Annotated in this window: 21 protein-coding genes; 12 read left to right on the top strand and 9 right to left on the bottom strand. The window is 62.9% G+C overall.

Features of this window, described 5'->3' with window-relative positions:
* Positions 1–222 precede the first annotated feature (222 nt).
* The 5 genes from CEQ44_RS06770 (at position 223) to CEQ44_RS06750 (ending at position 6,932) form a co-directional block, all read left to right on the top strand.
* Complete coding sequence (locus CEQ44_RS06770; RefSeq protein ID WP_024018499.1) at positions 223–2,628, top strand: glycosyltransferase family 4 protein; 2,406 nt, start codon at positions 223–225, stop codon at positions 2,626–2,628.
* A gap of 81 nt (positions 2,629–2,709) precedes the next feature.
* The gene (gnd, locus tag CEQ44_RS06765) at positions 2,710–3,723 is read left to right on the top strand and encodes a phosphogluconate dehydrogenase (NAD(+)-dependent, decarboxylating) (protein WP_119750000.1); all 1,014 of its coding nucleotides are present in this window, start codon (positions 2,710–2,712) and stop codon (positions 3,721–3,723) included.
* Entirely contained in the window at positions 3,720–5,150 is a 1,431-nt protein-coding gene (gene zwf, locus CEQ44_RS06760; RefSeq protein ID WP_088181975.1) for a glucose-6-phosphate dehydrogenase, read from the top strand. Before gnd ends, zwf begins: the two co-directional genes overlap by 4 nt.
* Positions 5,147–5,962: a Cof-type HAD-IIB family hydrolase gene (locus CEQ44_RS06755; RefSeq protein ID WP_088181976.1), complete on the top strand. Its 816-nt coding sequence runs from the start codon at positions 5,147–5,149 to the stop codon at positions 5,960–5,962. The genes zwf and CEQ44_RS06755 overlap by 4 nt, the downstream gene beginning before the upstream one ends.
* Before the next feature lie 202 nt (positions 5,963–6,164).
* Complete coding sequence (locus CEQ44_RS06750; protein ID WP_024018495.1) at positions 6,165–6,932, top strand: HAD-IIB family hydrolase; 768 nt, start codon at positions 6,165–6,167, stop codon at positions 6,930–6,932.
* Positions 6,933–7,032: 100 nt separating this feature from the next.
* Here CEQ44_RS06750 and CEQ44_RS06745 read toward each other — a convergent pair whose 3' ends face one another.
* From CEQ44_RS06745 to CEQ44_RS06730, 4 genes are all read right to left on the bottom strand, one after another.
* Entirely contained in the window at positions 7,033–8,322 is a 1,290-nt protein-coding gene (locus tag CEQ44_RS06745) for a glycoside hydrolase family 130 protein (RefSeq protein WP_024018494.1), read from the bottom strand.
* Positions 8,323–8,503: 181 nt separating this feature from the next.
* Positions 8,504–9,541, bottom strand: a complete 1,038-nt coding sequence (adhP, locus tag CEQ44_RS06740) for an alcohol dehydrogenase AdhP (RefSeq protein ID WP_024018493.1) — start codon at positions 9,539–9,541, stop codon at positions 8,504–8,506.
* A 57-nt stretch (positions 9,542–9,598) separates the two neighbouring features.
* On the bottom strand, positions 9,599–11,119 hold the full coding sequence (locus tag CEQ44_RS06735; protein WP_024018492.1) for an aldehyde dehydrogenase family protein: 1,521 nt from the start codon (positions 11,117–11,119) through the stop codon (positions 9,599–9,601).
* Positions 11,120–11,345: 226 nt separating this feature from the next.
* Entirely contained in the window at positions 11,346–12,398 is a 1,053-nt protein-coding gene (locus tag CEQ44_RS06730) for a retropepsin-like aspartic protease (RefSeq protein WP_082679250.1), read from the bottom strand.
* Between the two features lie 384 nt (positions 12,399–12,782).
* On the opposite strand from CEQ44_RS06730, the gene CEQ44_RS06725 reads away from it, so the two are divergent.
* The 7 genes from CEQ44_RS06725 to CEQ44_RS06695 all read left to right on the top strand — a co-directional run bounded on the left by CEQ44_RS06725 (position 12,783) and on the right by CEQ44_RS06695 (position 18,224).
* Positions 12,783–13,145: a hypothetical protein gene (locus CEQ44_RS06725; RefSeq protein WP_024018490.1), complete on the top strand. Its 363-nt coding sequence runs from the start codon at positions 12,783–12,785 to the stop codon at positions 13,143–13,145.
* A 225-nt stretch (positions 13,146–13,370) separates the two neighbouring features.
* The gene (locus CEQ44_RS06720) at positions 13,371–15,089 is read left to right on the top strand and encodes a copper resistance system multicopper oxidase (protein ID WP_031308709.1); all 1,719 of its coding nucleotides are present in this window, start codon (positions 13,371–13,373) and stop codon (positions 15,087–15,089) included.
* A 44-nt stretch (positions 15,090–15,133) separates the two neighbouring features.
* Positions 15,134–16,024, top strand: a complete 891-nt coding sequence (locus tag CEQ44_RS06715) for a copper resistance protein B (protein WP_370569401.1) — start codon at positions 15,134–15,136, stop codon at positions 16,022–16,024.
* A 48-nt stretch (positions 16,025–16,072) separates the two neighbouring features.
* Positions 16,073–16,522, top strand: a complete 450-nt coding sequence (locus CEQ44_RS06710; RefSeq protein ID WP_024018487.1) for a four-helix bundle copper-binding protein — start codon at positions 16,073–16,075, stop codon at positions 16,520–16,522.
* A gap of 312 nt (positions 16,523–16,834) precedes the next feature.
* On the top strand, positions 16,835–17,329 hold the full coding sequence (locus CEQ44_RS23925; protein WP_130752805.1) for a hypothetical protein: 495 nt from the start codon (positions 16,835–16,837) through the stop codon (positions 17,327–17,329).
* A 35-nt stretch (positions 17,330–17,364) separates the two neighbouring features.
* Positions 17,365–17,802, top strand: coding sequence for a YeeE/YedE family protein (locus CEQ44_RS06700; RefSeq protein WP_024018485.1), 438 nt, complete (start codon positions 17,365–17,367; stop codon positions 17,800–17,802).
* Positions 17,799–18,224 (top strand): DUF6691 family protein, encoded by a 426-nt coding sequence (locus CEQ44_RS06695; RefSeq protein ID WP_031308708.1) that lies wholly within the window; start codon positions 17,799–17,801, stop codon positions 18,222–18,224. Before CEQ44_RS06700 ends, CEQ44_RS06695 begins: the two co-directional genes overlap by 4 nt.
* Before the next feature lie 52 nt (positions 18,225–18,276).
* Here CEQ44_RS06695 and CEQ44_RS06690 read toward each other — a convergent pair whose 3' ends face one another.
* The 5 genes from CEQ44_RS06690 to CEQ44_RS06670 form a co-directional block, all read right to left on the bottom strand.
* Complete coding sequence (locus tag CEQ44_RS06690) at positions 18,277–19,440, bottom strand: MFS transporter (RefSeq protein WP_176400183.1); 1,164 nt, start codon at positions 19,438–19,440, stop codon at positions 18,277–18,279.
* Positions 19,441–19,666: 226 nt separating this feature from the next.
* Positions 19,667–20,086 carry a response regulator transcription factor gene (locus CEQ44_RS06685; RefSeq protein WP_024018482.1) on the bottom strand — a complete coding sequence of 140 codons (420 nt, stop codon included), beginning with the start codon at positions 20,084–20,086 and terminating at the stop codon, positions 19,667–19,669.
* Positions 20,087–20,180: 94 nt separating this feature from the next.
* The gene (locus CEQ44_RS06680; RefSeq protein WP_031308706.1) at positions 20,181–20,807 is read right to left on the bottom strand and encodes a response regulator transcription factor; all 627 of its coding nucleotides are present in this window, start codon (positions 20,805–20,807) and stop codon (positions 20,181–20,183) included.
* On the bottom strand, positions 20,797–22,329 hold the full coding sequence (locus tag CEQ44_RS06675) for a PAS domain S-box protein (RefSeq protein WP_088181988.1): 1,533 nt from the start codon (positions 22,327–22,329) through the stop codon (positions 20,797–20,799). The genes CEQ44_RS06680 and CEQ44_RS06675 overlap by 11 nt, the downstream gene beginning before the upstream one ends.
* A 467-nt stretch (positions 22,330–22,796) precedes the next feature.
* On the bottom strand, positions 22,797–24,275 hold the full coding sequence (locus CEQ44_RS06670; protein WP_088181989.1) for a multicopper oxidase family protein: 1,479 nt from the start codon (positions 24,273–24,275) through the stop codon (positions 22,797–22,799).
* Positions 24,276–24,364 lie beyond the last annotated feature (89 nt).

Raw genomic sequence — 24,364 nt, 5'->3', positions numbered from 1 at the left:
CGGCGCGGCCGCGCAATCCTGTGTCCAAGCTGCTCAGGCGTGGAGACAGAATATTGGCCTTGACTCTGGACGGTGGTCGAAGCCCGACAACATGGTCGGATCATGAACCCCATTGCTCGGCAACCGTCGTCTTGCCGCGGCGCGAACACGAGGGAGCAGCGGACGCGGCCCCCAAGGCGGCATGAGCCGCTCTGAGAGATATTTTCATATTTGAGGTCGAGCATGAACCACTCTGTGATCATTCCCCCGCTCAAGCGTATCGCTGTCGTAGGAACCTGCATTCCAAGGCAGTGTGGCATCGCCACCTTCACCAACGATCTGCAGCAGGCGTTGAAGAACTGCGATTCCGATCTCTCTTCAATGACGATCGCGTTGACGGACGATGCCAACACTTACGCCTATCCGCCCGATGTCGCCCTGGAGATCCAGCAGGCCTCGCCCGCGTCCTATGCAGTCGCCGCCGACTTCCTCAACGTGTCGAACGTCGATCTCGTTTCTCTTCAGCACGAGTTCGGGATCTTCGGAGGTGAGGCCGGTGAATTCATCCTTGGCCTTCTCAGCGGCCTCAACGCTCCGATCGTCACGACGCTGCACACCGTACTGGCCAACCCCAACCCTGCACAACGTCGCGTCATGGATGGCATCATCAAACACTCATCCCGCCTCGTCGTCATGGCGGACAAAGGACGGCGCATTCTGCAGGACGTCTATGATGTCCCGACCGAGCACATCGCCGTGATACCCCACGGCGTTCCGGACCGCGCCTTTATCGATCCGGCGATGGCGAAGCACAAACTGGGACTTGCAGACCGGACCTTGTTGATGACCTTTGGCCTGCTTGGTCCAGGCAAAGGTATCGAAACGGCAATTCGCGCAGTGCCGGCACTCGTTCGCGACCATCCCAATCTGCTCTATATGATTGTCGGCGCGACCCACCCCAACCTCGTTAGGGATGAAGGCGAACGCTATCGCGATAGCCTCGTTGCACTCGCAACCGAACTCGGCGTCATCGAGAATATTTGCTTTGTCGACCGTTATCTCTCACTGGATGAGCTGCTCGACCATTTGGCTGCATGCGATATCTACCTATCGCCTTACCCCAATGAAGCGCAGATCGTTTCAGGAACGCTCGCTTACGCTGTTGCCCTTGGTAAAGCGGTCGTCTCCACGCCCTTCTGGTATGCGCAGGAACTGCTCGCCGACCATTGTGGCGTGCTGGTGCCTTTTTCGGAACCGGATGCACTCGGAGCTGCCGTCGCTCGATTGATCGTCGATGGCGCGTCGCGTAGCGAGATTAGAACCCGCGCGTACGAGCGCGGTCGCGCGATGATCTGGTCGAGCGTGGCGAAGCAGTACCTGAAAGTCTTCTCCGATGTCCGATTTGAAAGACGCTCCGGCGCTTCTCGGGCTATACGTCCTGTAAATGACGAAGCCTGGAACAGGGCGCTTCCACCGATAAACACGGACCATCTCGCCGCTCTTACCGACATGGTCGGCGTAACCCAGCACACAAAATTCGCGGTTCCGGACCGGAGACACGGCTATTGCCTCGATGACAACGCGCGCGCGCTGTTGCTTCTCTCCGAACTATCGACGCTGCGTTCTCTTACTCCACACGAGGAGCAGCTTGCGTTGACATATGCCGCATTCGTTGAGCACGCCTGGTCGCCAAAGGATAACCGCGTCCACAATTTCATGGGGTTCGACCGCACATGGCTCGACGATGCGGGAGCCGACGACGCGCATGGCCGCACGGTCTGGGCGCTGGGGGCGGTCGCAATGCGAAAAGACGATCGATTCCTGGACGGATGGGCCGCCGCGCGCTTGCTGGAGATGGCGCCGGCGTTGGTAGCGCTGACCACGCCGCGTGCCTGGGCCTACGGGCTGCTCGGCATCTCAAAGCTTCTCCGGCGCTTCCCGGGCCATCGCAATCTGGAACAGCTGCGAGGAGAACTGTCCAATCGCTTGTTCCAACGTTGGTCTGACGCCGCCGCGCCCGACTGGATCTGGTTCGAAGACAGGCTCGGCTATGACAATGCCCGATTGTGTGAAGCTCTCATCGAAAGCGGCCATGACACTGGCAACGAGTCTCACCTTGATGCCGGCCTCGATACGCTGCGCTGGCTGATGACGCTGCAGACGGCTGAAGCTGGGCACTTTCGGCCGATCGGAACCGAAACATTTGGAAGCGACAGGCGGCGCCCGCAGCCGTTCGACCAGCAGCCTCTCGAGGCTTGTGCAGCGGTGAGCGCATGCCTTACCGCGGCCCGAGTCACCAGCGACGTCCGGTGGAAGCGCGAAGCGCGCCGGGCCTTCAATTGGTTTCTCGGGGCAAACGACCTTGGCATCCCCGTCGTGGACGTCGAACGAGGCGCCTGCTTCGATGGTCTCCATCCAGACCGGCGCAATGCCAACCAAGGCGCTGAATCGACGCTCGCATATCTTTCCGCACTGACCGCGATCCTGAGCACGGCCGAACAGGATAGCTCGTCGAGCAGAGCGGCACGCGTAGTCGAACTCTGCGCGGCCGGTACTAAGCCTCTCAGGCGGGTACCCAACGGGGTCCGAACAGGTCTTCCCGAAGACCGCCCAGAAGCTCAGCTTTCCTGTGGATGCCCAAATCCATGACGACGGTATCGGCTCAGCCGGCTGAAAAGGCCCGAGCGCTCAAAAGGTCCGCGACCGACTCCATCGGTCCGTTGGCGATGGATGCCGTACAGAAAGCTGAGGCATGAGCAGATGCGTATAGCGATGATCGGCCTCGGCAGGATGGGTGCCAATATCGCGCGCCGTCTGATGCGCGGCGGTCACGAGATCGTCGCCTATGATCGGAACCCGCCGCTGGTGGCCATGCTGGCCGGCGAAGGCGCGACCCCCGCCGCTTCGCTTGAGGAGGTCGCAGCCACGCTGGAGGGGCCGCGCATCTTCTGGGTGATGCTGCCAGCCGGACCGCCGACGGAGAGCACGATCGAGACGCTGATGGGCCTCGCCTCCCCAGGCGACATAATCATCGACGGCGGCAACAGCTTCTACAAGGACGACATCCGCCGGGCGAAGCTGTGCGCCATGAAGGGGCTCCACTATGTCGATGTGGGCACCTCAGGCGGCGTGTGGGGCCTCGACCGAGGCTATTGCATGATGATCGGAGGCGATGCTGCGACGCTCGTCAGTCTCGATCCTCTCTTCGAGGCCCTGGCACCAGGCTTCGGGACGATCGCACGCACGCCGGATCGCGGCGATCCCAACGAGGATGCCCGTGCCGAGAAGGGCTATATCCACACCGGTCCCGCCGGCTCGGGCCATTTCGTCAAGATGGTGCACAACGGCATCGAATATGGCTTGATGCAGGCCTATGCTGAGGGGTTCGACATCCTGAAGGGCAAGTCATCGGCCAAGCTGCCGGAAGACGAGCGCTTCGACCTCAACCTGACGGACATCGCCGAAGTTTGGCGTCGCGGAAGCGTCATCTCCTCGTGGTTGCTCGATCTGACCGCAACGGCGCTCGCGAAGGACCAAATGCTGGAACAATTCTCCGGCCAGGTCGCGGATTCCGGCGAGGGTCACTGGACGATCGAGGCGGCAATGGAGGAGGCAGTCCCTGCCTACGTGCTCTCAGCGGCACTGTTCGCGCGCTACCGCAGCCGCGTCGACACAACGTTCGGCGACAAGCTGCTCTCGGCGATGCGGTTCGGCTTCGGTGGCCATGTCGAGATGCCGCAATGAGCGATGCTCCGACTGCGCCCTCTGCCACCTTCGTTATCTTCGGCGCACTCGGAGACCTCGCCCGCCGCTTGCTGATACCCGCGCTCGTCAACCTCGCTCGGGCCGACTTGCTGAAGGAGGATTTGGCGCTCGTCGGTGTCAGCCATCATGACATCGACGACGAACAGCTGCGCGCGGCGCTTGACGAAGGCGTGGAGGACGATGCCAACTGGCAATGGCTCCGCAGTCGTATCCGCTATTTGAAAGGCGATTTCGCCGACCCGGCAATGTATCAGGGTCTCGGCCGCCAACTCGCCGGCAACGCGATATTCTACCTCGCCACCGCGCCGACTTTCTTCGGGACCGTCGTCAATCAGCTCGGCGATGCAGGACTGCTCACCGAGACCGATGGTTTCCGCCGCGTCGTGATCGAAAAACCGTTCGGGACCGACCTTGTCTCCGCGCAGGCGCTGAACCGGCAAATCCTTTCCCGCGCCAGCGAGTCCCAGATCTACCGGATCGATCATTTCCTTGGGAAGGAGACCGTGCAGAACATCATGGTCACACGCTTCGGCAACACCATGATGGAGGCCGTCTGGAACAACCGCTACGTTGACCATGTCCAGATAACGGCGGCCGAGGCAGTGACCGTCGGCACCCGCGGCAGATTCTACGACGCCACCGGCGCATTGCGGGACATGGTTCCCAATCATCTCTTCCAGCTACTGGCGATGATAGCGATGGAGCCCCCGATCAGCTTCGATGCCGATGCGATCCGCACGGAGAAGGAGAAGGTGATTGCCGCCATCCTGCCGATCGACCCGGCCGAGGCCATTCGCGGGCGCTATTGCTCGGGCTCAGTCGCTGGCAAGGCCGTTCCCGCCTATCTCGACGAGCCCGACGTGGACCCTGCCAGCCGCACGGAGACCTTCGCCGCACTCAAGTTGCACGTAGAGACATGGCGGTGGTCGGGCGTGCCCTTTTATCTACGCACCGGGAAGGCGCTGGCGACCCGTGATACCGAGATCGTCGTCCAATTCCGCGACGTGCCGCTGGCGCTTTTCCAGGAGACGGTGGTGGACCGGCTGCCCCCCAACCGTCTTGTGGTGCAAATCCAGCCCGACGAGGGCATCAGCCTCGAGTTTGTGGTCAAGCGGTCTGGGCTCGTCGTGAACACTGCGCCAGTGGCAATGGATTTCCGCTACCGTGACCATTTCGACGTTGGCCACCAGACCGGCTACGAAACTTTGCTGTATGACGTGCAATCCGGCGACCAGACGCTGTTTCAGCGCGCCGCGCAAATCGAAGGTGGCTGGCGCGCTGTGCAGCCGCTCCTCGATCTGTGGACGCAGGGCACTCCCGAGGACTATGCCGCAGGCAGCGCCGGCCCAGAAAGTGCGGATGCGCTGATGCACCGCTCGCATCGACGCTGGCATCACCTGGGATGAGCAGCCCTATTCGCCTGATCGTCTCCGATATAGATGGCACGCTCGTCCGCCAGGACAAAAGCCTCTCCGAAGGCGTCATCTCTGCAGTTGGACGCGCCAGAGCAGCTGGTATTGCGGTGAGCCTGATCAGTGCTCGCCCGCCCAGCGGCATGCTTTGGATCGCGAGACGGCTGGAACTCCCGGGCGTCATCGGCGCTTTCAATGGCGGCACGATCGTCGAGACGGATTGGGCTGTCATCTCGGCCGACCAACTCGATCCCGAGTGCGCCGCGCGGACGCTCGCCCTGCTCGAGCACCCAGCCGTCACGCCCTGGCTGTTCACGGGCGGCCTCTGGTACGCACGCGCGGCCGACGATGTGTACGTTCCGCGCGAGCGCCGCGCGGCAAACATCGAGCCGATAATCAGGGACAACTTCGCGGGATTGCTCGCACACACTGACAAGATCGTCGGCGTCAGCAACGACCAAGCACTCCTCGCGCGACTTGACGGCGATATCGCGGCAGCGCTCGGACGCTCTGCGACTGTCGGCCGTTCACAGCCTTACTATCTCGACATTACCGCCGCCCAGGCCAACAAAGGTGATGGCGTCGCCGCCCTGGCAGCCGCGATCGGAGTGCCGCTCGCCAACGTTGCCGTCTTGGGGGACGAGCGCAATGACCTTCCAATGTTCGCGCGCGCTGGCCTCTCAATTGCGATGGGACAGGGTCCCGACGCGGTCCGCTCAGCCGCTGACCAGGTGACTGTGTCGAACGAGGAGGACGGCGCTGCCCAGGCGATAGACAATATCATCCAGACGGAGGCTGCGAGATGATCCAGCCATTGTCGGTCGCGCCATCGATGTGCGCGACGAGGTGGCGCGCAAAAAATGTGCAGCGCCGCACGAGCCGGGCCAAAGGCGGATCCGCTGCGGCATCTTGGAAAGGCGCATCGCGTTCGGAGATCCACCAGAGCCGGCGATCGTGCCTTAGCGCCGCCTACCTGCCGAGCGACCGCACCCTGATTGGAGTCCACCGATGAAGCGACTTTTCGCCTTCGATCTCGACGGCACGCTGGCTGAAAGCAAGCAGCCGATCGACCAGAATATGGTCGAGTTGCTTGCCGCGCTGCTCGATCTCGTCGGCGTCGCGGTTATCTCCGGTGGCGACTGGCCGCAGTTCGAAGCGCAAGTCGTGTCGCTGCTGCCGAGCAGTGCCAACCTCCGGCAGCTCTTCATTATGCCGACGACGGGCACCAAACTCTACCGTTTCGAGAGCAGCTGGAAACCAGTCTATGCTGATGTGTTCGACCCCGACGAACGCCAGCGCATTCTGCGCGCGTTTGAACAGGCTCTGGACGAGATGGACCTGGCGCACGAGAAGATATGGGGCGAGCGGATCGAGGACCGCGGAAGCCAGATTACTTTCTCTGGACTTGGACAGGAGGCGCCGCTCGATGCAAAGAAAGCGTGGGATCCCGACTTCGCCAAGCGCAAGGCACTGCAGGCGGCGCTTCGATCACGACTGCCGGAATTGTCCGTCAACGTGGGAGGATCAACCTCCATCGACATTACTCGCCAAGGTATCGACAAGGCCTACGGAATGCGCCGTCTTTCCGAGGAATCCGGCATTCCGCAGTCGGCCATGCTGTTCATGGGGGACGCGATCTATCCCGGTGGCAATGACGATCCCGTTCGCGCAGCCGGAATCGACGTAATCCCCGTGCGAGACGTGGCGGAGACCCGAACCGCGATCATGGCAATCCTCGCTTGCCTCGCGCCTGATCCCGCTCTGGCCGAGCAATAACCACAGGTGCGAGATGACCCGCCGCCCGGGCGCGTCTCACGCCGGCCGGAACAAGAATTCTCCACCCGGCGGCCGACTATTCCCTGTGAGCCAAAGTGACCTACTCCATCACATCGAGGAGATTGTCGATCGATGCCGTAGCGAAGGCAGTAAAGCTGTCCGCCACGCCATAAGGGAGCAACATCGTCCGACCCTGAACAATCGCACCGCAACTGTAGACGACGTTGGGCACGTAACCGTCTCGCTCGTGGGGACTGGGGAAGAGCACCGGGCGCGGCGTGCGGGCCAGCAGCTTCGATGGGTCGTTTTTGTCGAGCAGACACGCGCCGATGCAGTAGTTTCGCACCGTGCCGACACCGTGGGTCATCACCAGCCAGCCTTCGTCGAGCTCGATCGGCGACCCGCAATTTCCCACCTGCACGAATTCCCAGGGGAACTTTGGCGTAATGAGCTTTTCGCCCCCTTCCCAGTTCAGCAGCTCATCGGAAAAATGTAGCCAGATGTTCTTGCTGTCCTGACGCCCAAGCATTGCGTACTTGCCCGCGATGCGCCGCGGAAAGAGGGCCATACCCTTTCCGCTCGAGGCGCGACCGCTCAGAACGCGCATGTCGAACGACCGAAAATCGGACGTCGTCAGCAATTCCGATCGCACTTGGCCCCCGCCGAACGCGGTATAGGTTCCATGATAGATCATGCTGCCGTCATCTTCGCAGAAGCGGACGAGGCGCGTATCTTCGATGCCTTGCGTTTGGCTTGGCAGTACCGGGAACAGCACGGTCTCCGAAATCGACCTGCCACCAGCGCAGCAAAGGCGCGCCGCTACGCCCTCACCTCTCGGACAGGTATCGATAAGGGGCGCTACCGATGTCGGACTGGCATCATCGACGACGAGCGCTCCTCCCGGCGTCCAGGTGCCAGTGCGGAACGTCACGGACGACACATGTCCCTCGCCAATTCCCCGCAACGAGATCACGAAACGGATGGTGCCTTCGGCAAGACCCGACTGGTCGGGATGGAGTACCGCGCTTGGATTGAACAAGGCGGCCGCCTCATATGCAAATTCCTCGCTGCAATAGGCACCGATCAATCGTCGTTGCGCAGCGTTCGTCCGATCAGCGCCTTTAATCCGACCGGCGATATCGTCGAATTGGCGAAGCAGCATGGCATCAACATCACGATGGTTCTCGTCCAGCGACAGCGTCACGCCTTTCAACTGGCGGGCCAACTCAGCCTCGTCGAGACCCATGATCAGGTCGACTGTCTCCTGCGTGCGGGATGGACCGTCGTCGAAGCCTCTGGGGTAACTCGGCTCAAATGGCCGGACGACAGTGCGTGATGGATCGGGTCGAAGCACGCGGTCGTAAAAGGTGAGCTTGGCGCGTTCGGTCATGCCGGCCGGTCTCCACCCAGGGCGCTGCCGCGACCAAGGAGATCTATGACCGCTTTGTGCCGGTCCCACGGTACGAGAAAACTCGCCCCGGGGTCGCGGCACGTGACCCGCCGACGTCGAGAGCCGAGGCTAACTCGATGCGAGAGCGGTTGTTCCGCGCAGGCTTTGAGCGAGCGCGCCGTCACTGGGCGCCGCCCTCGAAGTCGATCACGATCCGGCCTTCGATTTCGCCATGATGCATGCGCGCGAAGATGTCGTTGATATTCTCCAGCGTGTCCGTCGTGACGGTCGCGTGAACCTTGCCCTCGGCGGCAAAATCAAGGGCTTCCTGCAGATCGAGGCGAGTGCCGACAATGGAGCCGCGAACGGTGATCCCGTTGAGGACCGTGTCGAAGATCGACAGCGGAAAGTCGCCTGGCGGAAGCCCGTTCAACGCCACCGTGCCGCCCCGCCTGACCATGCCGAGTGCCTGCTTGAATGCGATCGGCGACACGGCGGTGACAAGTGCGCCATGGGCGCCCCCGATCTCCTTCTTGATGAATGCCGCGGGGTCGACGTTGCGCGCGTTGACGGAGAGATCTGCGCCCAGTCGCTCCGCGAGCGCGAGCTTGGCGTCGTCGATATCGACGGCCACGACATTGAGCCCCATCGCCTTGGCATATTGCACGGCCATATGCCCGAGACCGCCGATGCCCGAGATCGCCACCCAATTGCCGGGCCGTGTGTCCGTGACCTTCAGCCCCTTGTAGACCGTCACGCCGGCGCACAGGATCGGGGCGATGTCGATGAACCCGATATTGGCCGGCAGGTGACCGACATAGTTGGGATCGGCGAGAACATATTCGGCAAAACTGCCATTCACCGAATAGCCGGTATTCTGCTGGGCCTCGCAGAGCGTTTCCCATCCGCCGAGGCAATGAACACAGTGCCCGCAGGCGGTGTAGAGCCAGGGGACGCCGACACGGTCGCCCTCCTTCACATAGGTCACGCCGCTACCCACCGCGACCACATGACCGACACCCTCATGGCCGGGAATGAACGGTGGATTGGGCTTGACCGGCCAGTCCCCCTCGGCCGCGTGAAGGTCTGTATGACAAACGCCGGTCGCCGCGATCTTCACCAGGATCTGGCCCGGGCCAGGCATCGTGACCGGCACTTCCTCGATCACCAGCGGTTGGCCAAATTCGCGTACGACCGCAGCTTTCATGGTCTTGTTCATCGTGGTGTTCCTTGCAGAGGCGGCCGCGCGGATTGGCCGCGGCCTGGGTGAGCCGGGTCAAAAGAGGCCGAGGGCCGTCTCGTCGTAGCTGACCAGCAGATTCTTGGTCTGCTGATAGTGGTCGAGCATCATCTTGTGGTTTTCACGCCCGAACCCGGAGGCCTTATATCCTCCGAACGCCGCGTGCGCGGGATAGGCATGATAGCAGTTGGTCCACACCCGACCGGCCTCGATCGCGCGGCCCAGCCGATAGGCATGATTGCCGTTACGGGTCCACACACCGGCGCCCAATCCGTAGATGGTGTCGTTGGCGATCGAGATCGCGTCCTCGATCGTCTTGAACGGGGTCACCGACAGGACCGGCCCGAAAATCTCCTCCTGGAAGATCCGCATCTTGTTGTTGCCGACAAACACGGTGGGCTCGACGAAGAAGCCGTCGTCGAGCTCGCCTCCCGGACGGGCGCGCTGCCCCCCCGTCAGGCACTCGGCGCCTTCCTGCTTGCCGATGTCGATATAGCCCAGGATCTTGTGGAGCTGGTCCTCCGACGCCTGCGCGCCCATCTGCGTGAGCGGATCGAGCGGGTCGCCGACCCGGATCGCCGCGACGCGCGCGACCGCCCTTTCGACAAACCGGTCGAAGATCGATTCGTGGACCAGCGCGCGCGAGGGGCAGGTGCAGACCTCACCCTTGTTGAACGCGAACAGGGCGAAGCCTTCCAGCGCCTTGTCGAGGAAATTGTCGTCCTCGTTCATGACGTCCGCCAGGAAGATGTTCGGGGACTTTCCGCCCAGCTCCATCGTCTGCGGGATCAGGTGCTCGGCGGCATAGCCCATGATCTGCCGGCCGGTCGTCGTTTCGCCGGTGAAGGACACTTTCGCAATCCGCGGATTGGCCGCGATCGCGCGTCCGACCGACCCACCCGGTCCGGTCACGATATTGACCACCCCCGGCGGCAGGATATCGGCGGTCAGCTCGGCGAACAGCAGCAGCGAAAGCGGCGTCTGCGAGGCGGGCTTGATGACCGTGCAGTTGCCGGCCGCGAGCGCCGGGGCAATCTTCCAGGCCGCCATCAGCAGCGGGAAATTCCACGGAATGATCTGTCCGACGACGCCCAGCGGCTCGCGGAAATGATAGGCGATCGTCTTCTCGTCGATTGTCGAGATCGACCCTTCCTCCGCGCGGACGCAGCCGGCGAAATAGCGGAAGTGATCGATGGCCAGCGGCACATCGGCGGCGCGGGTCTCCCGGATCGGCTTCCCGTTGTCCATGGTCTCGGCCAGCGCGAGCAGCTCGAGATTGTCCTCGAGCCGGTCAGCCACGCGATTGAGGATCCTTGCGCGCTCGGCGGGGCACATGCGCGCCCAGCCCTCCTTCGCCCGGTGGGCAGCATCCAGCGCTGCCTCCACATCCTCTGGCGAAGACTTCGCGATCTCGGCGAGCTGCCGGCCGTTGATCGGACTATGGTCCGTAAAATATTCGCCGCGTATCGGCTCCACCCATCGTCCACCGATGAAGTTGCCATAACGCGACGGTGCGTGACCCTTCGCCCGGACGGTGTCGATCGCTTGCTGGAACATGAAACATCTCCGCTATACATGGCCCGGCGCCCAGGTGTGCGGCACCGCGGACTCAATATTCTCCCTCGCAGGAGGGCTGCGTTGCGGATGTGCGAGATGACGACTTTGCGAAGTATTGGGATTGTTACGTAGCGGCTGATAGAGCAATCCGGGGCCGGTTGGATGCGGTGTCGATCGGCAACAAGAAGCCGTGCGTCGCGACCGAACGCCGACACGGGCGTCAACGTCAGTAATAATCTGCGAGCGTCAGCAGCCGCACGATACCGGATCCGTCGACGAGCCTGAAGTGGGTGCCGGCAGGAAGGAAGCGCCAGCGCCAAAGCTGCCCACGCGTGTAGCTTGCATTGATTGGCCGCCCGTCGATACGGACGATCCGATCGCCGACCGACCAGCCGCTCTTCTCGGCCGGACTATGGACCGCGACATGGGCGACGGTCAGGGCGGAAGGCGAAACCGCCAGGCCGAAGCCTGAACGGTCTTTCAGCATCGGGAGCCTGTGTTTTGGCGGCGCCGGACGCAGCCACAGGCTTTCCGCAGTGATATCCATGATCACATCGAATTGCGCGATGAGCGGCAATCCGATGCTCCCCACCGCGCTGTCGGATTGCCAATGATCCAGCCCCGCCACCGGCACCCCGGCAATGTGCACTTCGCCGATAACAATGTCGTCCAGAACAAAGGCGGTCACAATCTGGACCCCATCAAGGCTTCCCAGCGCCGCGGTCGACCGGGCCTTGCCGGCGAGGAGGTCCTGCGCAGCGACAAAGGGGGTAGAGAGCATGAGCGCATTTGCGCTCCCGAGATCGAAAATGAGTTGCACGGGGCTCCCGCCCCCGATCGACGCTGTGACCAGCAGTTCGCTGCGAGTCCCGTGCGTCAGAGGAAGGCGACGCCAGCCGCTCCCGCCGGCAAAACTCCCCGTCGGGGCGAAGCCGATCCGGTCCTGCGTGAAGTCGAGGGCGACACAGCGCCCCGCCAAGATGTCCTCCCCCAGGACCAGATCGATCGGGCGCCCGAATGCGGACGATATCGCCGCAAGGTCGCTCACGATGGCGAACGGCAAGCGCCTGCGATCGTCGGCGACGGTGAGGGCAACGTCGCTGATCTCGGTGACCTCGACGCGGCCACCGGTGCCGCGAATGATCCGTTTCCCGGATGGGGCGATATCCAGACTCTCCACCAGGCGCGTATTGATGATCGAAGCGGCGCTTCCGCTGTCTAGAATGGCGCGGACGGGACTGCCGGCCACCTCTGCCGAGACCATCAGCGTATCGCCCATCGCGATCTCCGCTGACGTCCAGGCAAAGGAACCCCACCCATCGCCTGCGCGGGCGAGAGACGTCAGAGGGAAGCCAGCCGACGAGGCGCCCAGGAGCGACGCGGCGGACAGGCCGCGGGCGAGAAGCGTCCGGCGATGCATCCTGTGATAAGCGTCCGCGTCGTTTTCCAATCTGCCCTGCCTGCTTCTGGAAAACCGCCCCGTTCGATCGACGCCGCACAGGCGGTCTCATTGCCCGGCATGATCGTTCGCATGCTGCGCCGGCGGCAGGCATCCGTAACAAAACGTATATTTCCCGAACGGCTCGAACGGCACTTCTGCTGGCATCTTCAAACGGATCGAAATCTTGCGGTCCCCACGTCCAATTCTTCGAGGAGCCAAGTCATGCAGAATATTTTCCGTAGCAAAGCTGGCCTGATCGTCCCCGCCATCGCTGCGCTTGTCGCGCTCTCGGCGACGCAGGCTTGGGCGGATGAGGCCCCGCCGGTGCCGGCAAAAGTCGTCAAGCACCAGAACCACGAGGCGCATCAGGCCCATCAGGCAGGGATGAAGCATGGCGCGAGACAGATGCATGACGAGATGATGCACGACCATCAGATGGGCGTGAACGCGTCGGGCGGCATGCAGATGGGATGTGGCGGGGCGGCCGGGTGCAAGGACAAGATGCCGATGGCGCCCAAAGCGAAGCCGGACCAGGCGCCGCCCGCCGCCAGCATGCCCGCCACGCCGATGAGCGACGACATGTAGGAAGCGCGGAAGTGAAGGGCCGACAGCGTTGGCGAGACAGATGCGAGGGTCCGGCAGATACGGATGTCTCCACCGGACGCTGATCCTGCGCGCCTTTCACTTCCTCGGCCGGGTTTCATGCGCCCCTGACCCCGCCTGCCCGGTCGGCCGTCTCTGCGACCATGCCCCCGCGGGGCAATCGGCTCCGCGGCGTCTCTTCAGGTCTGGTTCCGAAAGTTCAAATTGATGCGGACTCTACTTCCCCCGCTTGCCGATACGACCACCGGTCGCCGAGGCTTCGTGCAAGGTCTTTTGCTCGCGACAGCCCTTGCCACGCTGGGTTGGCCCGCGCACGCGCTCGCGGCACCGGCGGTGAAGACGCCGGACGTGCTGAGCGGCACCGAGATCGATCTCGACATCAGCCGGGTCACGGTCAACTATTCCGGAAAAGCGAGCGTCGCCACGGCCGTCAACGGGAGCGTGCCGGGCCCGCTGATCAGGCTGCGCGAAGGCGACGCTGTAACGATCAGGGTCAAGAACAGTCTGGATGAAATGACCAGCATCCATTGGCATGGCCTGATCCTGCCGACGGACATGGATGGCGTGCCAGGGATCAGCTTTGGCGGAATAGCGCCGGGCGAAACCTTTACCTACCGCTTTGTCGTGAAGCAGAGCGGCACCTTCTGGTACCATGCTCATACATTGGCGGAGCAGACGGGCCTTTATGGCCCGATGATCATCGAATCGAAGAGCGAGACGCCCCTCGCCGCCGACCGCGACTATACGGTCATGCTCAGCGACTGGACGGACGAGGCTCCGCTTCAGGTCTATCTGAACCTGAAGAAGATGAGCAGCTATTATAATTTCGCGCAGCCGACCGCCGGCGATTTTGCGCGCGATGCCGGCAAGCTCGGGCTGGGCGGTGCTTTGTCGAAGCGCGCGATGTGGAACAAGGCGCGCATGAATCCGACCGATCTGAGCGACGTGTCCGCCGCCACCTACACCTATCTCCTGAACGGCGCGCCCTCCGCCAGGCACTGGACGGGCATCGCGAGCAAGGGCGAAAGGGTTCGCCTGCGCTTTATCGGCGCCGGAACCGCCACCTATTTCGACGTTCGGATTCCCGGCCTGATGCTCACGGTCGTCGCCGCCGACGGACAACCCGTCGAGCCGGTCGACGTGGATGAATTCCGGATCGGACCCGGTGAAACCTACGACGTCATCGCGACCATCGCGGACGACAAGGCCTATGCGATCTTCGCCCAGTCCATGGATCGCACCGGCTTTGTCCACGGCGTGCTCGCGCCGCGTGACGGCATGAGCGCGGACATTCCCCCGGTCGATCCGCGCTCCTGGCTCGATCCGATCGACATGATGGGTGGGATGGCCGGGATGGCGGGGATGGGACCGGCCGGTCACGACCATGGCATGGTCGAGACGACACCCAAAGCCCGCCATGCGCGTACCGAATATGGTGCCAATACCGACATGCGCGTCGACTTTCCGCGTACCAATCTCGATGATCCCGGCGTCGGGCTGCGGCGCAATGGGCGCCGGACCCTGACCTATGCGGATCTGAAGACAGCAGGGCCGGCGGCAGACCCCCGCGAACCGCAGCGCGAGATCGAACTCCATCTGACCGGCAACATGGAACGCTTCGTGTGGGCATTCGACGGCGTGAAGCTCAACGATTCGAAGCCCCTGCATTTCACGCCGAACGAACGGCTCAGGATCATCCTCGTCAACGATACGATGATGACCCACCCGATGCACCTGCACGGGATGTGGAGCGATCTTGAATCGCCCGACGGACAGTTCCAGGTCCGCAAGCACACCATTTCGGTGCAACCGGCCCAGCGCGTGGCCTTTCGCGTGACGGCCGACGCGATGGGCCGGTGGGCCTTTCACTGCCACCTTCTCTACCACATGGCGGCGGGCATGTTCCGCGAGGTGGTCGTGGCATGACAAGCTCGCGCTCAACTTGGTTGCTGGCTCTCACCGGGCTCGCGATGACCACCATCACCGAACCCGCGCTCAGCCAGCAGGTGAAACCCGCGGGCAACGCCGAGGCCGCCAGCTCCAATGATCAGGCCATGCCGCCGGATATGCAGATGGGCGACCAGCAAAAAGATGGCAGCAGCGCGCCCCCGATGAACATGCCCGGCATGGACATGAGTGGCGGAAAGCCCGGCGCCGATGCGCGCGACCCGGACGCTTATTCCGACGGCTACAGGAATTCGACGCTGCCCGGCTATGAGATGGCCGACAAAATTTCGGTGGCCAAGGTGCTCGTGGATGAGCTCGAGTTCCTCACGAACAAGCAAGGCCAAGGCATCAGCTGGTCGGGTCAGATTACCAATGGCCCGGACAACGACAAACTCTTGCTGCGGAGCCAGGGCCTGAAACAATCCGGTGAGCGGCTTGATCCGGAATCCTCGGTCGAGGCGTTCTGGTGGCACGGACAGCGCCCGTTTTGGGGAACGATCCTTGGCGTGCGTCAGGACATCGGCCCGGGAGCCCATCGCTGGATCGCCGGGGGGATCGAGGGCCTGGCCCCCTATTGGTTCGATGTCCAGCTGACCGGCTACGTTGGAGACGATGGCCGTCTCGCGGCACGTCTGAAGGCATCCTATGACGTGCTGCTCACCAACCGCCTCATCCTCGTACCGCAGCTGGAATCGAACGCCTACAGCAAGGCGGCTCCCGAGCGCGGGCTCGGCGGAGGCCTGAGCAACCTCGAGCTCGGCTTGCGGATGCGCTACGAGATTCACCGAAAAGTCGCTCCCTATGTCGGCTTTGTATGGGAGCGCTCCTTTGGTGAGACGGCGGATTTTCGTCGCCTTGCTGGCGAAAATCCCACCGAACACCGGTTTGTGGCTGGCTTACGGATCTGGTGGTGAGACGCGCGCTGAACCGCAGCGGCTAAACTTTTTGGAAAGGACCAAATCATGCTTGATCGTCGCGCCGTCATCGGTTCGGGACTCACCTTCGCGGCGCTTACCGGGGCTGTCGCCGCGGCAGGCCCGGCCATCGCGGCGCCAAGGAAGCGTGGTGACGGCATGATGACGCTCGACGAGTGCGTCGACAGCTGTATCGCATCGCACCGCATGTGCCTGGAAACCGCGCGATACTGCACCGAGCAAGGCGCACCGGCTCATATCGAGGCGACGCACATCGCTTTGCTTCTGGACTGCGCGGAGCTCTGCCAGACAACCGCCAATTCCATGCTGCGCCGATCGCCGCAGCATGCCCTGTTGTGCGACGCCTGTGCCCGGATGTGCGAAGCCTGCGCGCGCGATTGCGCGAAGATCTCCGGCGACGCCCGCATGCAGGCCTGCGCCCAGACCTGCAGGGATTGCGCGGCGAGCTGCAAGGAAATGGCCAGTATGGGAATGTGATCTGGCCGGTCACCGCTTGCCTCCGGATCCGCACCCGACGTTCATTCCGCAAGCCACGCGACCGGCCAATCAGCCGCGGGCACGATCGTGCCAGATTTCCGCTGCGGACCGCATGTTTGCCGGCCCCAGGCCACCCGTCTGAGCCAGCAACAACTTCCCGGCGCTTTGCGTTCTGGCGCAACAGCATCTGGCATATCCGTCCCGCACTCATAGGGCGCCGCATCCGAGCCGGCATAAGCACGAGAAGCATTCGTATATTTCCGTAGAGACCCGGCGCGACCCAATTGCGACTTTCAATGCATGGAGGCGGTCATGAACGAGTGCGATATTCCTTACTTGCTACGGCGCGTGCGCGCCCACCGGTCACAGGCAGCGGCGGCGAATTGCCCCGAGGCGCGCTTGATCCACCGACGCTTCGTCGAGAATTATCAGCATTTGCTGGTGGGAATACGGCGGGACCAACTTCGTGAGCGAGGCGACCGGGGAAGCCAGCCTTGTGCTGAACGCGCCTGCCTTTGCGAAGGGCAAGACCCGGAAATGGCCCAGAGCCGTCGCGCAACATCCGCAGCCGCCGCAGCGGGTGAACGTGGAGAAAATGAGGCGGTCCCAGCCATTCGGTACAAGCCGGCCAGCGTACTGGTCCATCACGACCTGACCGCCCTTGGCCGACAGAGCGTTCCTGAAGCCCCTCAGCTTTTCAACGCGAACGTAACTGTCGCGACGGCCAGTGCTGCGACGGCGGCACACCAACGCATCAACCCTGCCGACCGCCAGGCTCAAGCGATGGCGATGGACGCCACAGCCTGAATGGCGCCATTGAGGTTGCCGCTGGATATGCTCTGATGGACTGGACCAACGCCACGCCGCTCGCTGCCTTGACGGGCGGAATATTGATCGGATTGGCGTGCGCGATCATGTTGCTCGGCCTCGGCCGGATAGCGGGCGTGAGCGGCCTCGCCGCGCGTGCCTTCGCCCTCTCACAGACTGGCCCGCCCTGGAGCATCGCTGCGGCTTTCATTGTCGGCCTGCCGTTCGGAGCGGGGATCGTGAACCTGATCTCAGGTCCGGTAATTGCCCGTTTTCCATCCTCGCCGGCGGTGGTCCTGATCGGCGGGCTGCTGGTCGGCTTCGGTACCCGGATGGGCAGCGGCTGTACCAGCGGCCACGGCGTGTGTGGCCTCTCCCGCCTGTCAGCGCGATCGATCGTAGCAACTTTAAGCTTCGTGAGCTTTGGCTTCGCGACCGTCGCGGTGATGCGCGTGCTAGGCGTTTCGTGGTGAGGGTCCGCATCCCTATCGCACTCATTGCCGGGCTCCTGTTTGGCGCAGGACTCGCCTGTTCCGGCATGTCAGATCCGACCCGCGTGCGTGCCTTCCTCGATCTGTTCGGAGGCCGCTGGGACCCTACGCTTGCTTTCGTGATGGGAGGCGCCATCGCCCCGATGGCCTTGGCCTGGGTGATCCGGCGGCGGATGGAGACGCCACTTGCCGACAGCCGCTTCTCGCTGCCGGATGCCCGCGAGATCACCGCGCGCCTGATCGGCGGTAGTGCAATCTTCGGGATCGGCTGGGGAATTGCCGGCCTCTGCCCCGGTCCGGCGATTGCGGACCTTGCCATCCGCCCGACGCTTGCCGCGCCCTTCGTGATCGCGATGCTGGCAGGGTTCGCGGTGCACCGCTTCATCGATCGCCCGAAGATCTGAATCGGAGCCGGCCCTTTGATGTACTTTGACGACGGAGCGAACGAGAGGCGCCTCAATCTTTCAACCGTAACGTCATCGCCGTGACCGCCAACGCGGCGGCAGCGGCAAGCCACAGCATCAAATGCTCCGACGCGCTTGCCCATCCAGTGACGATCGACGCCGCAGCCTGACTGGCGCTCACCGCCGCGTACTGGAGCGCAAGGCCCGAACCCTGCGTGCCCGGAGACGCTTTCGACGTCAGATAATTGGTGAGCAGCTTCAGCGTCGCGGTGCTCCAGCCGGCGAGCAGAAATACAGGCACGAGCACCCACAAGGTCCGGGCGAAGACGGCAATGATCAATGCGGCGGCCAGCCCGGCGAGCATTGGCCGCAACAGCCAGGCCGCGCCGACCGTGACTCTGCGCCCTGTGAACGGGACGAGCTGCGCCACCAGCATCGCTGCACCGCACAGAGCGAACAGCATCGAGACGTTCTCGCGGAACAGATCCCGCGCGCCCGATCCAAGCGACAACGTCAGATGCAGAACGGTGAGGCACCCGGACGCAATGGCCGAGATCAGGAGCAGCGGGACAAGCGCCTCACGCGCTTTCGGGCGTGGAACGCTGCCGACCGGACCAGTGGCACTTTCCCGTGAAACCAGAAGAAGACCGGGCATGGCGATCGCGCTCAATGCAGCTGGCGCCAGGAATGGCGACGTTGCTCCGAGCGCCACCGAAATTGCTCCAAGGAGCGGGCCGGTCAGGTCGCCCGCGAAGACCAGGGCGTTCAGCCAGGTGAACTGACGCGCTCGCCGAACCAGATCTGGTGAACGATCGGCGACCATCGCAAATGCCGTCGGCACGACGGCCGCCGCAAACACGCCATTGAGCAACCGCAAAACATAGAGTCGCTCGAATCCGACCGCGGAATACAACGCCATTGTCAGGCTGAAACCCAACAGCCCCACGACCAGGATCGGCCACCGTTTCCACCGGTCGGAAATCCAGCCCCATAACGGCGCCGAGAGACACCCTGCGATCTGGGAAACCGTGACCAGGGCGACGACAAGGCGCCCTCTCGCGAGGGCACTCGCGTCCGGAGACATTTGACCCACCATTTCTGGCAGGAATGGCAGGACGACGCTATTACCCAGGGCAACCGCCGTGGCCGCGAAGAGAAGAACGACGAAGCCAAGTTCGCCCCGATCGCGCGCCGCTTCGATGACCGTGGCGGGCAAGCTCGCCTCCATATGCTACGACCCGGCCATGAATACCCGGATCGCGCTGGCCCCGCCCTTGCAGTCACCAGGGCCGGGCGCGCCCGCGAAGAAGATCGCACGCGGAATCGCGCGCATATCCACCATCAGAAGGCGGCGGAGAAAATGCCTTGTGGGACGAGCGCCGGTCCCGGGAAGGTGCGAGGATGTCGCAGAGGTTCCGATCACGGCGCGATATTCCATTTCCCTAGCAGTGATCGCTGCCAACTTTCCGCCCGGCGGAGATTACTTCGCCGATGGTCTGTACCAGCACACCATCGCGCAGAGGTTTCTCGAGCACAGCGGCAAAGCCCGCTTCCTGCGCGCTTTCGGCGAGCTTATCGGCGTAATGCGCCGTGATCAGGATCGCCGGCCCACACCAGCCCGCCGACCGAAGCTTCCTCAGGATCGAAATGCCGTCGATGTCCGGCATAAGATAATCGACCACGAGGCAATCGCCCGATTGCGTTTGCGGATCGAGCAGCAAGGCAGTGCCACTCGCATAGGACAGGACGCCAAAGCCGCGGGACCGCAACAAGAGATGAAGGGACCTGCGTACCGAGACATCGTCGTCAGACAACAGGATCAGGGCCGCTTTCTCGCTCGTTTGGTGATCGATAACGCCCATGACCGACGATGCTGCCTCTTCGCTGATCCACCCTCGGATCCTGGGCATGCATCGCAAATGAACAGGAGGCCGTCGCTACGTAGTGATCCCAAGCTCACGATTCCGGCGCATCGCCCAATCCGGCCGAAAACGCGATCCTCAGCGCGTCCGACAGGCTATGCACTTCGAGCTTGGTCATGAGGTTCGCCCGATGAACTTCCACCGTTCGAGTCGATATGTCGAGATCATAGGCGATGGTCTTGTTGGGAAAGCCGTTGGCGAGGCCGATGAGAACCTCTCGTTCGCGAGGCGTGAGCACGGCGACCCGCACCCTCGCCTCCGCCTCTCGAAGCGACCGCGCGTCGGACTTATCGAGCCTCGAGAAAGCCACGCCGATCGAGGCCAGGAGCGCGGTCTTCTCGAACGGCTTCTCCAGGAAATCGACCGCCCCTGCCTTCATGACGCGAACCGCGATCCCGACATCGCCATGCCCGGTCAAAACGATCACCGGCATGGTGACACCACGCTCTGCAAGCACCTCCTGGACCTCGAGCCCGTCCATGCCGGGCATGCGAACGTCAAGCAGAATGCATCCCGGCTCAGCGGTCTTGACGGCTTTCAGAAACGCAATGCCGGAGGCATAGGTCTGGACGGCGAATCCCGATGTCTTCAGCATGAAGCCGGCCGACTTGCGGATGGATTCTTCGTCATCGACCAAATGGACAATACGTTTAGGCGTCATGCTCATCCTCCGGGCGGGCCTGCATCAAGGTGAAATGAAAAGCAGCGCCTCCGTTCGGCGCGCCGTCGGTCCAGATCCGGCCGCCATGGGCTTCGATGATCGTTCGACAGATCGAAAGGCCAAGGCCCATGCCGTCGGTCTTGCTGCTCACAAAGGCTTCGAAAAGTTGGGGCGCGACCTGCTCGGATATGCCTGGGCCCGTGTCCGCCACGGACACCTGAACCATTGCCTTCGGCCGCCGCCGCGTCGTGATCGTGAGGTCGCGAATGGCGACCTGCGCCATCGCCTCGACCGCATTGCGGATCAGATTCACGAGGACCTGCTGAACCTGTATGCGATCGGCGAGCACCGGCGAGGCCGCCGGATCAAAATCGAAAAAACTGCGAACGCCTCGTTCACGGGCGCCGACAAGGCCGAGAGCAGCGGCTTCCTCAATCAGCCGCGGCAAATCCTCGATCCGCTTCTCGGTCTCCCCTCGCGCCACGAAATCACGAAGTCTTCGGACGATATGCCCCGCGCGGTGGGACTCCTTAGCTGCCTCGTCGAGCGCGTCGCGCACGATCGCGACGGTCTCGGCATCGGGATCGACAAGCAGGTCGCGCGTCGTTTCCAGATAATTGGCGATCGCGGTAAGCGGCTGGTTCAACTCATGGGCCAGCGTCGACGCCATCGTGCCCATCGCGCTGAGGCGCGAGACGTGAATCAATTCGGCTTGCAGCTCCTTGAGCTGCAGTTCGTTGCGGTCGCTTTCTGTCAGGTCGTGAATGAAGCCCGTGAAGACGCGGTGGCCACGGTGACCGGCCTCTCCGATCGAGAGTTCCATCGGAAAGGTGGTACCGTCCCGCCGTTGGCCAACGACGATCCTGCCAATACCGATGATCCGCCGTTCGCTCGTCGACAGATATCGGCCGATATAGGAATCATGCCGTTCACGGTCCGGGGACGGCATGAGGCTGCTCACATTGGCGCCGAGCACCTCTGCTTCCGAATATCCGAACAAGCGCTCGGCCGCGGCGCTGAAGGACGTTATCAGCCCGCGCTCATCGATGATGACCATGGCATCGGGAACTGTATCCAGGATCGACTGGAGATGCTGCTCGCGGGCAACGATCGCTTCCTTGGTCGCGGCTTCATCGGTCGTGTCGCGCAGGATCTTGCCATAGCCGCTCAGCTGGCCGGCCTCATCGTGGAGCGCCGTCGTCGTCAGATGGGCGAGGAACTCCGACCCGTTTTTCCGAACGCGCCAAGACTCTTGCTCGACCCGGCCAAGCTGCTCCACCTGCGCGAGGTGCCTATCCGCAACGCCCGCCGCGATATCTTCCGCGCAATACAGGAACGAATGGTGTTTCCCGATCGCATCGGAGCTGGCCCATCCCGTAATTTCTTCACAGCCGGCGGTCCAAACTGTCACGAGGCCCTTAGGGTCAAGCGCATAGACGGCGTAATTTGGCGCGCTCTTCACTACCTGAATGATCGTGCCCGAATCGGGATCGAGGCCATTCGCCTTTTGGCTCTCAATCATGCCCCCATCCATCTCCCCGTCATCCACAGTCAAACAAGGTTAGAATGGATTTGCGGACAGGCGCCGACAGCCGTCGGAGGCAGGGTTTCTGCCATCGTTCCCACCATGCACCCGGCGAGCGAAAATCGGCGTTGGCTTTCGAAACGAGACATCAAGCGTGGCTCCCCATAACTCTATACGCAGGAGCAGCGGTTACCCCTCACGCTCCGTTTCCCCGGTCACGGCGTCCGAGCTATCGGGCTGCGCCAAGATCATCATTGTGGACCTTGGACCATAGTCCTGGGTCAAGCGATATTGACGAGCCTAAAACGGCAGCGCCTGGAGAGTTCATGCTGTCACGAAGATGTCGCTGGACGAGAGTGGCACGGCCAGGCGTTGCCGTCCGAGCGACAGGGGCCACCGGCGTTGGCCGCGTCCGTGAGATGCACCCGCTCCTGGCAGGCTTTGGGCGACGCACCCGGATTGAATCAACCGACCGTGAATTGCCCCATCATGCCTTCATCCTCATGTTCCAGGATATGGCAGTGATACATAAAAGGTGCTTTGGTGGCCGGCTGGTCGAACCGGACCAACAATTCTACCGCCTCCTTCACGACGATCGTATCGCGAGGCCCCTGATCGAGAAGGTCCGGGTCGTCGCCATCGCGGCGTAGCACGTCGAAATGCACGCCGTGGATATGGAAGGGATGCGCCATCTTCTTCCCGGAGACGTTCCATATCTCGACGTCCCCGAGACCGACTTCCTCGTCGATGCGATCAATGTCGAACGGCCTGTCGTTGATCGCGTATGCGCCGTCATCGCTGTCCATCATACCGCCCATCGACATATTGAGCACGAAGCGCCGGCGCCTTACGGCCGCTTCAGGATCTGGTACGGTGCGTGCCGCCAGGAGCAGTGGTACAGCGGCTGCGGCCCGCCCGCCCAAGCCCGGGCGCGGTGAGAAGGTCAGCACCGTCTCCGTCGTTGAAGCGTCGTCTTCATCGTCGTGATGGTCGCCCATCATTCCCATACCTCCCATCATCCCCATCATCGACGCGCTCGCATCTTGAGCGGTGACCAGAGCGACCGGCTTGCCATCGGCGAAGCTTACCAATATCTCGGCACGCTGGCCGGGTGCCAGGGTGAGGGCCTGCAGTTCGACGGACCTCGCCAGGAGACCGCCCTCGGTGCCGATCCAATGAAACGTCCGGTCATCGCTGAACGAAAGCTCATAGATGCGGGCGTTCGAACCGTTCACGAGCCGCAACCGCACCAGGCGGTCCGGAACATCGGCCCGAGGCGTGGGTGCGCCATTGACCAGAATCGTGTTGCCACGGCGGCCCTGCGAAGCAACCATCATGCCGGTCGGCATGACCAGCCGGCCATCCTCGAATTGCCGGTCCTGAATCAGGACGGGCAGATCATCAACGCCATAGTCCGACGGCAGTCCAAGGCCCTGCTCTTCCTCATCCGTCACAACCAGCATGCCCGCGAGCCCCGAATAGACTTGCTCACCCGTCAACCCATGCGCATGCGAGTGATAGAAGAGGGTCGCCGCCGGCTGGCGGATCGGCAGCGTAGGACGCCAGGTCGCACCGGGAGCGATCAGCTGGTGCGGGCTACCGTCCAGTTCGCCCGGCACGAGCAGCCCGTGCCAGTGAACCGTTGTGTCAGCCGACAGGCTGTTGCCGACGGTCATCGTCACATCGTCGCCGCGGTGAACCCGCAGCGTCGGGCCGAGATAGCTACCATTGTACCCGAGCGTGGCGCTTCGCCGGCCAGGGAAGAACGTGGTCTCGCCTTCCTGTGCTCTCAGGTTGATCAGCTGGCCGTGTTGGCGCGCGTCGACCAGGCGCGGGATCGGAAGCGTCCCGGCACGCTCGGGCGAACCGAATTTTCGCGTACACGCCGCCGCCAGGAGCAGACCCCCGCTCGCCAGCAACGTCCGCCGGTTCAGTAACATCATGACCGCCTCCTGGTTGGCGCGGAGCGCCTGCTTTGCTAAATGCGAATTCAGCGAGCCACCAGCTGATCGAGGATCGGGCATCCCGACCG

It is taken from the genome of Sphingobium sp. Z007, assembly GCF_900013425.1.
Classification (GTDB): domain Bacteria; phylum Pseudomonadota; class Alphaproteobacteria; order Sphingomonadales; family Sphingomonadaceae; genus Sphingobium.
This window is presented reverse-complemented; position numbering and strand designations above follow the sequence as displayed.

Excerpts from the sequence above, each read along its gene's own strand:
- CEQ44_RS06770 (WP_024018499.1), top strand. The coding sequence starts at position 223 with ATGAACCACTCTGTGATCATTCCCCCGCTCAAGCGTATCGCTGTCGTA.
- gnd (WP_119750000.1), top strand. The coding sequence starts at position 2,710 with ATGCCGTACAGAAAGCTGAGGCATGAGCAGATGCGTATAGCGATGATC.
- zwf (WP_088181975.1), top strand. The coding sequence starts at position 3,720 with ATGAGCGATGCTCCGACTGCGCCCTCTGCCACCTTCGTTATCTTCGGC.
- CEQ44_RS06755 (WP_088181976.1), top strand. The coding sequence starts at position 5,147 with ATGAGCAGCCCTATTCGCCTGATCGTCTCCGATATAGATGGCACGCTC.
- CEQ44_RS06750 (WP_024018495.1), top strand. The coding sequence starts at position 6,165 with ATGAAGCGACTTTTCGCCTTCGATCTCGACGGCACGCTGGCTGAAAGC.
- CEQ44_RS06745 (WP_024018494.1), bottom strand. The coding sequence starts at position 8,322 with ATGACCGAACGCGCCAAGCTCACCTTTTACGACCGCGTGCTTCGACCC.
- adhP (WP_024018493.1), bottom strand. The coding sequence starts at position 9,541 with ATGAACAAGACCATGAAAGCTGCGGTCGTACGCGAATTTGGCCAACCG.
- CEQ44_RS06735 (WP_024018492.1), bottom strand. The coding sequence starts at position 11,119 with ATGTTCCAGCAAGCGATCGACACCGTCCGGGCGAAGGGTCACGCACCG.
- CEQ44_RS06730 (WP_082679250.1), bottom strand. The coding sequence starts at position 12,398 with ATGGGCGATACGCTGATGGTCTCGGCAGAGGTGGCCGGCAGTCCCGTC.
- CEQ44_RS06725 (WP_024018490.1), top strand. The coding sequence starts at position 12,783 with ATGCAGAATATTTTCCGTAGCAAAGCTGGCCTGATCGTCCCCGCCATC.
- CEQ44_RS06720 (WP_031308709.1), top strand. The coding sequence starts at position 13,371 with ATGCGGACTCTACTTCCCCCGCTTGCCGATACGACCACCGGTCGCCGA.
- CEQ44_RS06715 (WP_370569401.1), top strand. The coding sequence starts at position 15,134 with ATGACCACCATCACCGAACCCGCGCTCAGCCAGCAGGTGAAACCCGCG.
- CEQ44_RS06710 (WP_024018487.1), top strand. The coding sequence starts at position 16,073 with ATGCTTGATCGTCGCGCCGTCATCGGTTCGGGACTCACCTTCGCGGCG.
- CEQ44_RS23925 (WP_130752805.1), top strand. The coding sequence starts at position 16,835 with ATGAACGAGTGCGATATTCCTTACTTGCTACGGCGCGTGCGCGCCCAC.
- CEQ44_RS06700 (WP_024018485.1), top strand. The coding sequence starts at position 17,365 with ATGGACTGGACCAACGCCACGCCGCTCGCTGCCTTGACGGGCGGAATA.
- CEQ44_RS06685 (WP_024018482.1), bottom strand. The coding sequence starts at position 20,086 with ATGGGCGTTATCGATCACCAAACGAGCGAGAAAGCGGCCCTGATCCTG.
- CEQ44_RS06680 (WP_031308706.1), bottom strand. The coding sequence starts at position 20,807 with ATGACGCCTAAACGTATTGTCCATTTGGTCGATGACGAAGAATCCATC.
- CEQ44_RS06675 (WP_088181988.1), bottom strand. The coding sequence starts at position 22,329 with ATGATTGAGAGCCAAAAGGCGAATGGCCTCGATCCCGATTCGGGCACG.
- CEQ44_RS06670 (WP_088181989.1), bottom strand. The coding sequence starts at position 24,275 with ATGATGTTACTGAACCGGCGGACGTTGCTGGCGAGCGGGGGTCTGCTC.